At 56.4% G+C, this 14,534-nt stretch carries 16 protein-coding genes; 12 read left to right on the top strand and 4 right to left on the bottom strand.

Features of this window, described 5'->3' with window-relative positions; genetic code table 11:
• Nucleotides 1-9: 9 nt before the first annotated feature.
• The 4 genes from BV390_RS00455 to BV390_RS00440 are packed head-to-tail and all read left to right on the top strand — an operon-like array spanning nucleotide 10 to nucleotide 4,052.
• Nucleotides 10-951, top strand: a complete 942-nt coding sequence (locus BV390_RS00455; protein ID WP_077267052.1) for a carbohydrate ABC transporter permease — start codon at nucleotides 10-12, stop codon at nucleotides 949-951.
• 9 nt (nucleotides 952-960) lie between these two features.
• Nucleotides 961-1,800, top strand: coding sequence for a carbohydrate ABC transporter permease (locus BV390_RS00450; protein ID WP_004121979.1), 840 nt, complete (start codon nucleotides 961-963; stop codon nucleotides 1,798-1,800).
• A gap of 10 nt (nucleotides 1,801-1,810) precedes the next feature.
• Nucleotides 1,811-2,905, top strand: coding sequence for an ABC transporter ATP-binding protein (locus BV390_RS00445; RefSeq protein ID WP_032687009.1), 1,095 nt, complete (start codon nucleotides 1,811-1,813; stop codon nucleotides 2,903-2,905).
• 7 nt (nucleotides 2,906-2,912) lie between these two features.
• Entirely contained in the window at nucleotides 2,913-4,052 is a 1,140-nt protein-coding gene (locus tag BV390_RS00440; RefSeq protein WP_032687010.1) for an alginate lyase family protein, read from the top strand.
• 57 nt (nucleotides 4,053-4,109) lie between these two features.
• On the opposite strand, the gene BV390_RS00435 is transcribed toward BV390_RS00440, so the two are convergent.
• On the bottom strand, nucleotides 4,110-4,454 hold the full coding sequence (locus BV390_RS00435; RefSeq protein WP_032687342.1) for a RidA family protein: 345 nt from the start codon (nucleotides 4,452-4,454) through the stop codon (nucleotides 4,110-4,112).
• A gap of 131 nt (nucleotides 4,455-4,585) precedes the next feature.
• Here BV390_RS00435 and BV390_RS00430 point away from each other — a divergent pair, with 131 nt between their 5' ends.
• From BV390_RS00430 to rnd, 5 genes are all read left to right on the top strand, one after another.
• On the top strand, nucleotides 4,586-6,496 hold the full coding sequence (locus BV390_RS00430; protein ID WP_032699394.1) for an ATP-dependent DNA helicase: 1,911 nt from the start codon (nucleotides 4,586-4,588) through the stop codon (nucleotides 6,494-6,496).
• Between the two features lie 67 nt (nucleotides 6,497-6,563).
• Entirely contained in the window at nucleotides 6,564-7,259 is a 696-nt protein-coding gene (tsaB, locus tag BV390_RS00425) for a tRNA (adenosine(37)-N6)-threonylcarbamoyltransferase complex dimerization subunit type 1 TsaB (protein WP_032687012.1), read from the top strand.
• A 38-nt stretch (nucleotides 7,260-7,297) separates the two neighbouring features.
• Nucleotides 7,298-7,879: a Slp family lipoprotein gene (locus tag BV390_RS00420; protein WP_004863873.1), complete on the top strand. Its 582-nt coding sequence runs from the start codon at nucleotides 7,298-7,300 to the stop codon at nucleotides 7,877-7,879.
• A gap of 208 nt (nucleotides 7,880-8,087) precedes the next feature.
• Entirely contained in the window at nucleotides 8,088-9,773 is a 1,686-nt protein-coding gene (fadD, locus tag BV390_RS00410; protein WP_094898149.1) for a long-chain-fatty-acid--CoA ligase FadD, read from the top strand.
• 81 nt (nucleotides 9,774-9,854) lie between these two features.
• Nucleotides 9,855-10,970, top strand: coding sequence for a ribonuclease D (gene rnd / locus BV390_RS00405; protein ID WP_162180084.1), 1,116 nt, complete (start codon nucleotides 9,855-9,857; stop codon nucleotides 10,968-10,970).
• 82 nt (nucleotides 10,971-11,052) lie between these two features.
• Here the strand turns inward: rnd and minE are convergent, their stop codons facing one another.
• From minE to minC, 3 genes are read right to left on the bottom strand one after another with little or no spacing between them, the layout of a single operon-like run.
• A complete protein-coding gene (gene minE, locus BV390_RS00400) occupies nucleotides 11,053-11,322 on the bottom strand; it encodes a cell division topological specificity factor MinE (RefSeq protein ID WP_004103270.1) in 270 nt (89 codons plus the stop codon).
• 3 nt (nucleotides 11,323-11,325) lie between these two features.
• Nucleotides 11,326-12,138: a septum site-determining protein MinD gene (gene minD / locus BV390_RS00395; protein ID WP_004863866.1), complete on the bottom strand. Its 813-nt coding sequence runs from the start codon at nucleotides 12,136-12,138 to the stop codon at nucleotides 11,326-11,328.
• A 23-nt stretch (nucleotides 12,139-12,161) separates the two neighbouring features.
• Nucleotides 12,162-12,860, bottom strand: a complete 699-nt coding sequence (minC, locus tag BV390_RS00390) for a septum site-determining protein MinC (RefSeq protein WP_032687016.1) — start codon at nucleotides 12,858-12,860, stop codon at nucleotides 12,162-12,164.
• Between the two features lie 126 nt (nucleotides 12,861-12,986).
• On the opposite strand from minC, the gene BV390_RS00385 reads away from it, so the two are divergent.
• From BV390_RS00385 to BV390_RS00375, 3 genes are all read left to right on the top strand, one after another.
• Nucleotides 12,987-13,268: a YcgL domain-containing protein gene (locus BV390_RS00385; protein WP_004863862.1), complete on the top strand. Its 282-nt coding sequence runs from the start codon at nucleotides 12,987-12,989 to the stop codon at nucleotides 13,266-13,268.
• 17 nt (nucleotides 13,269-13,285) lie between these two features.
• Nucleotides 13,286-13,945 carry a fumarylacetoacetate hydrolase family protein gene (locus tag BV390_RS00380; RefSeq protein WP_004863860.1) on the top strand — a complete coding sequence of 220 codons (660 nt, stop codon included), beginning with the start codon at nucleotides 13,286-13,288 and terminating at the stop codon, nucleotides 13,943-13,945.
• A 94-nt stretch (nucleotides 13,946-14,039) separates the two neighbouring features.
• On the top strand, nucleotides 14,040-14,486 hold the full coding sequence (locus BV390_RS00375; protein WP_085396352.1) for a YcgN family cysteine cluster protein: 447 nt from the start codon (nucleotides 14,040-14,042) through the stop codon (nucleotides 14,484-14,486).
• Nucleotides 14,487-14,534 lie beyond the last annotated feature (48 nt).

The raw sequence follows: 14,534 nt of genomic DNA, 5'->3' as shown, positions 1-14,534 counted from the left end.
ACCTACGTTATGACCCTGCATGAGACGAAATCCTCGCCGATAAAGCAGGCCGCTTCGCCTTACTCGACCGGATGGCTGAGTGCAAAGCGTAAGCGGGCGCTGATCCCGTGGCTGTTTTTAGCGCCTGCGCTAATTATTTTCAGCTGGTTTAAGTTTATCCCGATGGTTCAGGGTCTGGTGATGAGCTTTTACAAGGTCAACTTTAATCAGCCGAACGAGTGGGTAGGGCTCGATAACTTCACCCGCGCTTTTTCCGACGTAGAACTGCACGCGGCGGTGGTAAACACCCTGCTGTACGTCGTGGTAACGATGTTTGCCGCGGCTATCCTGGCCTTCTTTCTCGCCATGCTGCTGGAAGGCCCGGCGCGCCATCTGCGTTTTATTCGCACTGCCATCTTTTTACCCGCGGTCACCAGCGCGGCAATCGTCGCCGAAATGTGGCGTATTTTATTCAACCCAACGCCCAACGGCGTGGTTAACCACATCCTGAGCTGGTTTGGCGTCGCCGACCAGGGCTTTCTTGCCAGTTCCGACCAGGCGCTGGGGGTCATCATGCTGCTGCACATCTGGAAGGCGGTGCCTTACAACATGGTGATTTTTATTGCCGGTCTGGCGGGGATCAGCCGCGATTTATACGATGCGGCGAACGTCGACGGCGCCAGCTGGTGGAACCGTCTGCGCTACGTCACACTGCCCGGCATGATTCCGGCGCTTTCGGTGGTGCTGATGCTCTCCTTTATTCGTGGTTTCCGCGTGTTTGCCGAGGTGTATGCCACCACCGGCGGGGGGCCGTCTAACGCCACGGAAATGGTCATGACCCACATCTATAAATTGGGCTTTGAACAGTTTGACTATGGCTACGCTTCGGCGGTGTCGTTCCTGCTGTTCACCTTCACGGTTTTCTTAACCATTTGTCATCTGACGCTGAAAAAACGTATCGCCCGTTACTAAGGAGCCGCGATGTTAAGTAAACGTTGGGATACAGCAGGACGCTGGTGCATCTATGCGCTGCTGCTGATTGTCTTTGTCGGTCCGTTCTGGGGCATCGTCGCCACGGCATTCAGCGGTGCGCCGGTGAAACCGGGCGAGCTGCTGGCCTGGCCGAATCAGTTCTCGTTTGAAAATTTCATCTTTGCGTGGATGGATATTGGCGTCTGGCAGTATCTGCTGAACTCCATTCTGGTGGTGTTCTTTGGCACCGTTCTGCAGGTGTCGGTCAGCGCGCTGGCGGCGTATGCGCTGGCGCGTAAGAAGTTTCGCGGCGTGGCGCTGGTGAGCCTGGTGATTTTGTCCACCATGATGCTGCCGGAAGAGGTCATCGCGATTCCGCTGTACATGATTATTAACTGGCGGCTGCCGTTTATCGATGCCTCGCTCTACAACAGCTACCTCGGGATGATTTTGCCGGTCGTCGGCTGGGCGTTCTCCATCTTTGTCCTGACCGAATTTATGTCGGCGATACCGAAAGAGCTGGAGGAGGCGGCGCGTATTGATGGCGCTAACGAGTGGCAGATTTTCTTCCACGTCATTCTGCCGCTGGTGAAACCGGCGCTCGGCACGGTGGTGACCTTCGGCTTTATTATGATTTGGGACCAGTACCTGCTGCCGCTGATTGTGGTCAACCAGGACAGCCTGAATACCATTCCGGTGATCCTCGGCACGCTGCGTACCGATGAGAGCATCACGCCGAACATTTTTATCGCCATAACGCTGCTGGCGATGCTGCCCAGCATCATCGTCTACCTGGGTCTGCAAAAACATTTCAATCGCGGGATTATGTCCGGCGCGGTCAAAGGATAAGGAGTTACCGATGGGATCTGTTGTACTGAATAGCGTACGTAAATCGTATGGTGATGCGCAGGTGATTAAAGACGTGTCGTTGACTATCCCGGACGGCGAGTTCTGCGTCCTTGTGGGGCCCAGCGGCTGCGGCAAGTCTACGCTATTGCGCATGATCGCAGGCCTGGAGGAGATCTCCGGCGGGGAAGTGCACATCAACGAGCGTAACGTCACGGAAGTGGAGCCGAAGCTGCGCGACATTGCAATGGTGTTTCAGAGCTATGCGCTCTACCCGCAGATGACGGTGCGTGAAAATATGGGCTTTGCCCTGAAGATGGCTAAACTGCCGAAAGCGGATATCCAACAGAAGGTCAATGAAGCGGCGGCGCTATTGGGGCTGGAGCCGTTGCTGGAGCGCCTGCCAAAAGATCTCTCCGGCGGCCAGCGCCAGCGCGTGGCGATGGGGCGGGCGATCGTACGTAAGCCGCAGGTCTTCTTATTCGATGAACCGCTATCCAACCTGGACGCCAAGCTGCGTACCCAAGTGCGCGGCGAGATCCGCGAATTGCATCGTCGACTGAAAACGACCTCGGTATACGTCACCCACGATCAGATTGAAGCCATGACCATGGGACAGATGATAGTCGTCCTGCGCGATGGGCGAATTGAACAGGCGGGTACCCCGCTGGAGCTGTACGACCAGCCGGCGAATCTGTTCGTTGCCGGATTTATCGGTTCGCCGGAGATTAACCAGCTTCCTGGCGAGGTCGTGCTGAACGGCAACGCGACCAGCCTGCGTCTTAAAGATGCCTCACTGCTGGCTTTGCCCGCGGGGTTACGAGTGACCGACGGTCAGCAGGTGGTGTATGCCATTCGCCCTGAGCAGGTCAACGTGGTCCATGAAGCGCGCGACGATGCGCTGGCGGCGAAGGTCACGGCGGTGGAGAACACCGGTTCGGATATGCAGCTTTTCTGCGATACCGGAGGCGGGGCGTTTACATCGGTGTTCAAACAGCGTCTGGCGGTAAAAGAGGGGGATAAGATCTGGCTACAGCCGAAGCTCTCGGGCGTGCACCTGTTCGATGCGCAAAGCGGTCAACGCATCGCGTGCCGGGAGGGCGTTTAAGGTGGCGATGAAGCTGTACACCCTTGATGAAACCTGCCTGGAAAACGCCCGTGCTGGCTTAAAACAGCCGTTCTCGCCATTGCAGCTGGCGCTGAGCAAGCTGGTGTCGGAGGCCGATATCCTGCGCCGCGAAGCGCCGGAAAGCGTGGTACACAAAAAACTGCGGCCGGCGAGCGGTGACGCGCACGATTACTACAGTCTGGGTACCTACTGGTGGCCAAACCCACGGCGTCCCAACGGGCTACCCTACATTCGTCGCGACGGGCATATCAACCCGCAGTGTGAAAATAACGATACCGACACTTCGCGCATTATCCGTATGTGCGAACGGTGTCTGACCCTGGGACTGGCGTGGTACTTCACCGGTCAGCGCCAGTACGCACAGGCGGCGGCCGCGCAGATCCGCTGCTGGTTCCTCGATGCTGACACGCGAATGAATCCGCATCTCAACTATGGTCAGGCGATCCCGGGGATTGTTTCCGGCCGCGGTACCGGGTTGATTGACACCCGCTTAATGTGGATGGTGGTTGATACCATCGGCTTGATGAGTTCGGCGAACGTGCTGGATACCGACGATATTATCGGCCTGCACCAGTGGTTCCGCGATTTTAACCACTGGATGTACTACAGCGAAATTGGCCACTCAGAGTACGTCTGGCACAACAACCACGGTACCTGGTACGACGCCCAGCGGACGGTGAACGCGCTTTTCTATGGCGATAAAGGGCTGGCGGCGCGGATCATCGAGCAGGGGATCACCCAGCGGATGGCGGCGCAGATTGACCAGGATGGCAAACAGACCATGGAGCTCGAACGTACCATCCCTTTCCACTACTCGCTGTTTAATCTGGAGGCGCATCTGCTGCTCAACCGCTACGCCGAGCACGTCGAGTTTGACCGCTGGAACGCCATCCGCGATGGGCGAGGAGTGAAGCAGGGGATTGATTATCTGGTGCCGTTTATCCGGGAACCGGATCTGTGGCCATACAGCGACCTGCAGGGGATTGTGTGGGATAGCGCGCTGCGGGTGCTGCTGCAGTCTGTGCGAGGGTATGCAAAACAAGCTGCCAGCTATCGTGAAGCGCTGAAATGCGTGCCGCAGGAGACGCTGCAGCTGAAGGAACAGCTAATGTGGTGCGCGGGTTGAGAGAAACGAACCGGCAGGCCGGATGGCGGGGGGCTATCCGGCTTGCTGAGTTGCCGCTTACACCGCGGCGATAATTTTAATTTCGACTTTGTATTCAGGCTTCATTAACGCGGCCTGAACGGTGCAGCGTACCGGGGCGTGACCGGCAACTACCCAGGCGTCCCAGGCTTTATTCATGGCGGCAAAATCGCTTTTGTCCGCCAGGAAAATGGTGGCATCAAGAATACGCGACTTGTTGCTGCCCTGTTTTTCCAGCACGGCGTCAATCTGCGCCAGGGTGTTCGCGGTTTGCTCAAAGGCATCCGCATCAAGGTTGGCCGGTACGCCGGTATAGTAGAGGGTCTGGTTGTGGATGACGACATCAGACCAGCGGGCTTCCGCATCGATACGCGTAATTGTCATTTTAATTTCCTTCGGTTTTATTCCATCAGACAGCGGCAAGACTGCCATAATGTTCTGCTCACGTCACTACCCGGGCTGGTGAAACGACGCCCTCCCTGACATAATCACTGTCCAAATAACCAGGGGGCAATGTGATCGACGATTTTGCAGCAGACGGCCAGCTGGCCAGCGCCATTCCGGGATTTAAACCGCGCGAACCGCAGCGCCAGATGGCGGTGGCGGTGACCCACGCCATAAAAGAGGCGCGGCCGCTGGTGGTTGAAGCCGGGACCGGTACCGGGAAGACATATGCCTATCTGGCGCCGGCGCTGCGGGCCAACAAAAAGGTGATCATCTCCACCGGTTCGAAAGCGCTGCAGGATCAGCTCTACAGTCGTGACCTGCCAACGGTGGCAAAAGCGCTGAACTTCACCGGCAGGCTGGCGCTGCTGAAAGGGCGGTCAAATTATCTGTGCCTTGAGCGTCTCGAGCAGCAGACTCTGGCCGGCGGCGATCTGCCGGTGCAAACCCTGAGCGACGTCATTTTGCTGCGATCGTGGTCTAATCAAACCATTGATGGTGATATCAGCACCTGCGTCAGCGTCGCCGAAGACTCTCAGGCCTGGCCGCTGGTGACCAGCACCAACGATAACTGCCTCGGCAGCGACTGCCCGCTGTACAAAGATTGCTTCGTCGTCAAAGCGCGTAAAAAGGCGATGGATGCCGATGTGGTGGTGGTTAACCACCATCTTTTTCTTGCCGATATGGTGGTGAAGGAGAGCGGTTTCGCCGAGCTCATCCCCGAAGCGGAGGTGATGATCTTCGATGAAGCCCATCAGCTCCCGGATATCGCCAGCCAGTATTTTGGCCAGTCGCTCTCCAGCCGTCAGCTGCTGGATCTGGCGAAAGATATCACCATCGCCTACCGCACCGAGCTGAAAGATACTCAGCAGCTGCAAAAGTGCGCCGACCGGCTGGCCCAGAGCGCGCAGGATTTTCGTCTGCAGCTCGGCGAGCCCGGCTATCGCGGCAATTTGCGCGACCTGCTGGCGGACAGCAACATTCAGCGGGCGCTGCTGCTGCTCGATGATGCGCTGGAGCTGTGCTATGACGTCGCCAAACTGTCTCTGGGTCGTTCGGCGCTGCTGGATGCCGCCTTTGAACGCGCGACGATCTATCGTGCGCGGCTCAAGCGACTGAAAGAGATCAACCAGCCGGGCTTCAGCTACTGGTATGAATGCACTTCCCGCCACTTTACCCTGGCGCTGACGCCGTTGACCGTGGCTGAAAAATTTAAAGAGGTGATGGCGCAGAAACCGGGGAGCTGGATTTTTACCTCCGCGACGCTGTCGGTTAACGACGATCTTCGTCATTTCACCGCGCGGCTTGGCATCGAAGAGGCGGAATCGCTGCTGCTGCCCAGCCCGTTTGATTACGCGCATCAGACGCTGCTCTGCGTGCCGCGCAACCTGCCACTGCCGAATCAGCCCGGTGCCGCGCGACATCTGGCCGCGATGCTCAAGCCGCTGATTGAAGCTAACGACGGCCGCTGCTTTATGCTGTGCACCTCGCACGCGATGATGCGCGATCTGGCGGAGCAGTTCCGCGCCACCATGACGCTACCGGTTTTGTTACAGGGTGAAACCAGTAAAGGGCAGCTGTTGCAGCAGTTTGTCAGCGCCGGCAACGCTTTGCTGGTGGCGACCAGCAGCTTTTGGGAAGGGGTGGATGTGCGCGGCGATGCGCTATCGCTGGTGATTATCGATAAGCTGCCGTTTACCTCACCGGACGATCCGCTGCTGAAAGCGCGAATGGAAGACTGTCGCCTGCGCGGCGGCGATCCGTTTGACGAAGTCCAACTGCCGGATGCGGTCATTACGCTGAAACAAGGGGTCGGACGTCTGATCCGTGATATCGACGATCGCGGGGTGCTGGTGATTTGCGACAACCGGCTGGTGATGCGCCCCTATGGCGCCGTCTTCCTCGCCAGTCTGCCGCCAGCGCCGCGAACCCGCGATATCCGCCGGGCGGTGCGTTTCCTCGCCGTGCCGCCGGCGAGGTAATCTGTCGTAAAATGTGGTAAGCTGCGCGCCATTTTGTCAATCTGCTAGAGCGAGAGCGCGACAACTCATGCGAATTTTGGCTATCGATACCGCCACGGAGGCCTGCTCCGCGGCGCTGTGGAATGATGGCACCCTTTGTGCTCATTTCGAAATTTGTCCCCGTGAACATACCCAACGTATTCTGCCGCTGGTGCAGGATGTCCTGAATGAAAGCCATGTCTCACTGACTGAGCTCGATGCCCTGGCCTTTGGCCGCGGGCCAGGCAGTTTTACCGGCGTACGTATTGGCATCGGCATTGCTCAGGGGCTGGCGCTGGGGGCGGAACTGCCGATGATTGGCGTATCGACCCTGGCTACCATGGCGCAGGGCGCATGGCGTAAAACCGGGGCCACCCGCGTTCTGGCGGCCATCGACGCCCGAATGGGCGAAGTGTATTGGGCTGAGTATCAGCGCGATGAGCAGGGCGTCTGGCACGGCGAAGAGAGCGAAGCGGTGCTGAAGCCTGACGCCGTTCGCGAACGTCTGCAACAGCTGGACGGTAGCTGGGCAACGGTAGGGACCGGCTGGCAAGCCTGGCCCGATCTGGCGAAGGAGACTTCGCTGGTCTTAACCGACGGTGATATGACGCTACCGGCGGCGGAAGATATGCTGCCGCTGGCCTGTTACCTGCTTGCCGCCGGGAAAACCGTTGCCGTAGACAAAGCCGAACCGGTTTATTTGCGTAACGACGTGGCGTGGAAGAAACTTCCTGGCCGTGGATGAATCTCAGTAGATATAAGACTGAGAGAAGGAGTCGCATCATGGCGGGTCAAAACAAAGCAGTACGTTGGTTATTAGCGGGCGCCGTTGCCGTCGCGTTAAGTGGATGCGTGTCGGTGCCGGACGTGATTAAAGGTTCCAGCCCGACGCCACAGCAAGATTTAGTCCGGGTCATGGCCGCGCCACAGCTCTACGTGGGTCAGGAAGCCCGTTTTGGCGGTAAAGTCGTCAACGTGCAGAATCAACAGGGTAAAACCCGTCTGGAAATCGCCACGGTTCCGCTGGACAGCGGTGCCCGGCCTGAGCTGAACGAAGCATCACGCGGGCGCATCTTCGCCGATGTGAACGGCTTCCTCGACCCGGTTGATTTCCGCGGCCAGCTGGTGACCGTCGTTGGCCCGATTACCGGCGTTGTTGACGGAAAAGTCGGCAGCACACCGTACAAATTTATGCTGATGAATGCGACCGGCTATAAGCGCTGGAACGTGGTGCAGCAGGTGGTTATGCCGCCGCAGCCCATCGACCCGTGGATGATCGGTCCGCGTCCGTGGGCTTACGGTTATGGCGGCTGGGGCTGGTACAACCCGGGCCCTGCGGAAGTCAGAAATGTTGTAACTGAATGATTTTGTAGTTTTTGTAAGCTAAAAGAAACAGCGGCTTGTCCGCTGTTTCTTTATTTTTGGACCCATAAGAAAAATAAATAGTGACGCGCTTCGCAACCTGTAAAACGCCTAATTAATAAACTGGTACGCTGAGTTAATATAATGTTAACAGAATGTTTGTTGATCAGGGGCTGTGATGACGACGAATAACTATTTCAGAGGTGATGCAGTGAAAAAGGTTTGGCTAAACCGCTATCCCGCCGATGTTCCGGCGGAGATAAATCCTGACCGCTACCAATCCCTGGTTGAATTATTTGAACATGCCGCCACGCGCTACGCCGACCAACCGGCGTTTATCAACATGGGCGAGGTGATGACCTACCGTAAGCTGGAGGAGCGCAGCCGGGCGTTCGCCGCTTATCTCCAGCAGGGGCTGGGACTGCAAAAGGGCGATCGCGTCGCGCTGATGATGCCTAACCTGTTGCAATACCCCATCGCGCTCTTCGGTATTCTGCGCGCGGGGATGATTGTGGTGAACGTCAATCCGCTGTATACGCCGCGCGAGCTTGAGCATCAGCTGAATGACAGTGGAGCGGCGGCGATTGTGATCGTCTCCAACTTTGCCCATACCCTGGAGAAAGTGGTCGATAAAACGCAGGTGAAGCATGTGATCCTGACCCGGATGGGCGATCAGCTCTCAGCCGCGAAAGGCACCCTGGTGAATTTCGTGGTGAAGTACATCAAGCGTCTGGTGCCGAAGTATCACCTCCCCGATGCGATCTCTTTCCGCAGCGCGCTGCATGCCGGTTATCGTATGCAGTACGTTAAACCTGACATTGTCTGTGCAGATCTGGCTTTCCTGCAGTACACCGGTGGCACTACCGGCGTGGCGAAAGGGGCAATGCTCACCCACCGCAATATGCTGGCGAACCTCGAGCAGGTGAATGCGACCTACGGGCCGCTGCTGCATCGTGGGAAAGAGTTTGTCGTGACGGCGCTGCCGCTGTACCACATTTTTGCGCTGACCATGAACTGCCTGCTGTTCATTGAGCTCGGCGGCCAGAACCTGCTGATTACCAACCCGCGCGATATTCCGGGGCTGGTAAAAGAGCTGGCAAAATACCCGTTCACCGCGATGACCGGGGTCAATACGCTGTTCAACGCCTTGCTCAACAACAAAGAGTTTCAGCAGCTCGATTTCTCTTCTCTGCATCTTTCCGCCGGCGGCGGAATGCCGGTGCAGCAGGTGGTGGCCGAGCGCTGGGTTAAGCTCACCGGCCAGTATCTGCTCGAGGGCTATGGCCTGACGGAGTGCGCGCCGCTGGTCAGCGTTAACCCCCATGATATTGACTACCACAGCGGCAGCATCGGGCTGCCGGTACCGTCGACCGAAGCGAAGCTGGTGGACGATGACGATAATGAAGTGCCGCCGGGTCAACCGGGGGAACTGTGCGTGAAAGGCCCGCAGGTGATGCTGGGCTACTGGCAGCGTCCCGATGCGACCGCGGAGATCATCAAAAACGGCTGGCTGCATACCGGCGATATTGCGGTGATGGACGATGAAGGCTTTTTGCGCATCGTCGATCGCAAAAAAGATATGATTCTGGTCTCCGGGTTTAACGTCTATCCGAACGAAATCGAAGATGTGGTGATGCAGCATTCGGGCGTTCAGGAGGTGGCTGCCGTCGGCGTACCGTCGGGCAGCAGCGGTGAAGCGGTAAAGATTTTCGTCGTGAAGAAAGACGCGGCGCTCACCGAAGAGGCGCTGATCACCTTCTGCCGCCGCCATCTGACCGGATATAAAGTACCGAAACTGGTTGAATTCCGTGATGAACTGCCGAAATCCAATGTTGGAAAAATTTTACGGCGAGAACTGCGTGACGAAGCCCGCGCTAAAGTAGACAATAAAGCCTAAGGTATACGAGAGTCGCCAGACGCCGGCTAAGCCGGCGTTTTTTATGGGCGCAAGTTAAGAGAGCATGATTTGAACTATCAGATGATCACCACCGACGATGGTCTTCGCGCCATCTGTGAAGCGGCAAACGCGGCACCCGCGATTGCGCTGGATACAGAATTTGTCCGCACCCGCACCTATTATCCGCAGCTGGGCCTGCTCCAGCTGTTTGACGGTGAACAGGTTTCGCTGATTGACCCGCTGGAGATAACCGACTGGGCGCCGATGCGTGAGCTGCTGCTGAACAAAGACGTCACCAAGTACCTGCACGCTGGCAGTGAAGATCTGGAAGTGTTCCTCAACACCTTTAACCTGATGCCGGAGCCGTTGATTGATACCCAGATTCTGGCCGCTTTTTGCGGGCGCCCGATGTCCTGGGGATTTGCGTCAATGGTGGAAGAGTATACCGGCATTGCGCTGGATAAGAGCGAGTCGCGCACTGACTGGCTGGCTCGTCCGCTGACCCAGCGTCAGTGCGACTATGCGGCGGCGGATGTCTGGTATCTTCTGCCGATCGCCAGCAAGCTGATGGCGGAAACCGAGGCCGCTGGCTGGCTGGATGCCGCGCTGGACGAATGCCGTCTGATGCAGCAACGCCGTCAGGAAGTGCAGGACCCGGCGCAGGCGTGGCGTGATATCGGCAACGCCTGGCAGCTGCGCACCCGTCAACTGGGCTGCCTGCAGCTGCTGGCGGAGTGGCGTTTACGTAAGGCGCGCGATCGCGATATGGCGGTCAATTTTGTGGTTCGTGAAGAGCATCTGTGGAACGTGGCGCGCTATATGCCGGGGAGCCTCGGGGAACTTGATAGCCTCGGCCTGTCCGGCAGCGAAATTCGTTTTCACGGCAAAACGCTGATAAGTCTGGTGGCGAAAGCCCAGGAGCTGCCTGAAGAGGCGCTGCCGGAGCCGCTGCAAAACTTGATTGATATGCCGGGCTACCGCAAAGTCTTTAAAGAGATTAAAGCGCTGGTGCAGGAAGTGAGTACCGAGAAGGGGCTGAGCGCAGAGCTGCTGGCATCAAGACGACAGATTAACCAGCTGCTGAACTGGCACTGGCAGTTGAAAAGCGGAAACGGACGACCTGAGCTGATTTCCGGCTGGCGAAGCGACCTGATGGCCGATCGTCTGCAGGCGTTGTTAAGCGAATACCCGCGCTAAGCCGCAGCAAAAAGCCCGGACAGACTCTCCGGGCCACTATGCCAACCAACCCGATAGCCCAAGGCTGTCGGGTTTATTTGGCTCAGGGTTTCGACTCTTCCGTTTCTGGCAAAGTCACGTTCAACTCCAGAATCGAAATATCGCCATCCCGTTGTTCCAGCTGAACGCTGACCATTTCCGGGTCGATCTGTACATACTTACAAATCACCTCCAGAATATCTTTGCGTAACTGCGGCAGATAATGCGGTTCAGCGTCGCCGCGACGACGCTCCGCGACGATGATTTGCAGGCGCTCTTTCGCAATGTTGGCCGTGTTCTTTTTCCGCGAGAGAAAAAAGTCGAGTAATGCCATAATTTATCCTCCGAACAGGCGTTTGAGGAAACCTTTCTTCTCTTCTTCAATGAAGCGGAAAGGACGTTCTTCTCCGAGCAGACGTTCAACCGTATCGGCATAGGCCTTACCTGCGTCTGACGCGTCATCCAGGATAACCGGCTCACCCTGGTTTGACGCCCGCAGCACGGACTGATCTTCCGGGATCACGCCTACCAGATTGATACGCAAGATTTCCAGAACGTCTTCCATGCTCAGCATGTCGCCTTTGTTTACACGACCTGGGTTATAGCGCGTGAGCAGCAGGTGTTCTTTGATCGGCTCATCGCCATTTTCCGCGCGGCGGGATTTGGAGGCGAGGATACCGAGGATACGGTCGGAGTCACGAACGGAGGAGACTTCCGGGTTGGTGGTGATGATGGCTTCGTCGGCAAAATAGAGCGCCATCAGCGCACCGGTTTCAATGCCTGCAGGAGAGTCGCAGACCACAAAATCGAAGTTCATCTTTTTCAGTTCTTCGAGAACTTTATCTACACCTTCGCGGGTCAGCGCATCTTTATCACGCGTCTGGGAGGCGGGGAGGATATAGAGATTGTCGGTGCGTTTATCTTTGATTAACGCCTGATTCAGCGTGGCATCGCCCTGAATCACGTTGACGAAGTCATAAACTACCCGACGCTCGCAGCCCATAATCAGGTCGAGGTTACGCAGACCGATATCAAAGTCGATAACGACAGTTTTCTTTCCCTTCTGGGCCAAACCGGTAGCGATGGCCGCGCTGGAGGTGGTCTTGCCAACGCCCCCTTTACCCGAAGTCACAACAATAATGCGTGCCATAGAAATTCCTTGTTAAAAAGGGACTAACTCAACGGTTGAATAGTCAAAGCGGTATCACCCAGACGCAGGCGGGCCGCTTTGCCATAAAATTCGGCCGGGATATTATCACTCAGCCAGTATTCCCCTGCGATGGAAACCAGTTCCGCCGTGAGGTGTGAACAAAATATTTGCGCTTCTCTGTCGCCGCCTGCGCCCGCGAGTGCGCGTCCCCGCATCATGCCATAAACATGGATGTTACCATCGGCAATAAGTTCCGCACCGGCACTCACATGATTTGTAACAATCAGATCACAGTTTGGTGCATAAATGCGCTGACCGGAACGTACCGGCAGATCAATTAAACGCGTTTTTGTGATCGGATTAACAACTGGCGGCGGCGCGACCGGCTCTGGCGTCGCCTGGCGGGGGATTTTCTCTTTCCCTTCCGTCAGTAAAGGAATCCCGGCGCGGTCGATTTCCGTTTTGAGCCGCGGGATTTTGCAACCACTCACGCCCATAATCCGTAAACCGGTGCTGACAATGGCTTCGTGCATAGGGCGCCAGTCAACGTCGTTTTCGACATTGCTGAGGTTCACAACGACCGGAGCGTGACGTAAAAAAGCGGGAGCCTGGGCGATCTTGTCTTCTAACGCCTGACGAATAACCTCGGGATTTGCGTCGTGCAAATGAACGACAGATAAGGTGAAGCTACTGCCCTTAAGTTCGATTGGCGTATTTGACATCCTGGCCTTACTCAATTTGCTGTTTATCACCTGCCGAAGTGCGGTGATATTCCGAAGACTAAAAGGCATGTTATAGTCACTCATATATTGAGGCAAGTGACCACGGGTCTAATTCCGAGTAAAACTATGTTTTGTGTGATCTATCGAAGTACTAAACGTGAGCAAACCTATTTATATGTCGAAAAAAGGGACGATTTCTCACGCGTTCCTGTCGAACTGATGGCAAGCTTCGGCACGCCGCAGATGACCATGCTGTTACCGCTCGACGGACGGAAAAAGCTTGCCGGTGCCGATCTGGAAAAAGTCAAACAGTCCCTGATTGATCAGGGCTATTATCTCCAACTTCCTCCTCCGACTGAGAATCTACTTAAGAAACACCTGGCGGAACAGGGGAATAAATCTGATTAACCCACCGAGGGGAAATAATGTACCAACATCATAACTGGCAGGGAGCATTACTGGATTATCCGGTAAGTAAAGTCGTTTGCGTGGGCAGCAATTATGCAAACCACATTAAGGAAATGGGCAGTGCAATGCCGGAAGAACCGGTGCTGTTTATTAAACCTGAGACGGCGCTATGCGATATCCGCCAGCCGTTGGTGCTCCCCGAGGGATTGGGTTCGGTGCATCACGAAGTTGAACTGGCGGTGCTGATTGGCAGCACGCTGCGCCAGGCGACGGAAGAGCACGTCCTGAAAGCGATTGCGGGCTACGGCGTAGCGCTGGATCTTACCCTGCGCGATCTGCAGGGTAAGATGAAAAAGGCCGGCCAGCCGTGGGAAAAAGCCAAGGGCTTTGATAATTCTTGCCCGGTTTCCGGTTTTATTCCGGCGGCAGAATTTCATAGCGACCCGCAAAATACGCCGCTGAGCCTGAAAGTGAACGGCGACGTTCGTCAGCAGGGAACAACGGCCGATATGATCCATAAAATCGTCCCGCTGATTGCCTATATGTCGCGTTTCTTTACGCTCAAAGCCGGCGATATCATCCTGACCGGCACGCCAGAAGGCGTCGGGCCGCTGAGCAGCGGCGATGAGCTGGAAGTCGGCTTTAATGGTCTGACGCTCTCCACCCGCGTACTGTAACGTCCTTTTGCCGCCTTTGCGGGCGGCAAAACTTGCATCAGCGTGCCAGACTGGTTATAAGGTGCACCCTGAATGGCAATGACGGATATCCCCTATGAGCGAACAACTTTTCTGGCAGCAAAAAACACTTGATGAAATGACCGACGCGGAGTGGGAATCACTGTGCGACGGCTGCGGACAGTGCTGCCTGCATAAGCTGATGGATGAGGATACGGATGAGATCTATTTCACCAACGTCGCCTGTCGTCAGTTAAATATTAAAACCTGCCAGTGCCGGAACTATGAACGACGTTTCGAGTATGAGCCGGACTGCATCAAGCTGACCCGCGATAATCTGCCTACGTTCGAATGGCTACCACCGACCTGCGCCTATCGCCTGCTGGCAGAAGGGAATCCTCTGCCAAACTGGCACCCGCTGCTGAGCGGCTCGAAAGCGGCGATGCATGGCGAACGCATCTCCGTGCGCCATATTGCGGTTAAAGAAGAGACGGTGCGCGACTGGCAGGACCATATTTTGAATAAGCCCGACTGGGCGCAGTGAAGCGTTGATGCTTGCTATCGTTTGCTAAAACCCGCCGCGAGGCGGGTT

Source organism: Klebsiella sp. YJ (genome assembly GCF_002108615.1).
GTDB classification, from domain to species: domain Bacteria; phylum Pseudomonadota; class Gammaproteobacteria; order Enterobacterales; family Enterobacteriaceae; genus Klebsiella; species Klebsiella planticola.
The sequence above is the reverse complement of the archived record's forward strand: the minus strand, read 5'-3'. Positions and strand labels throughout refer to the sequence as shown.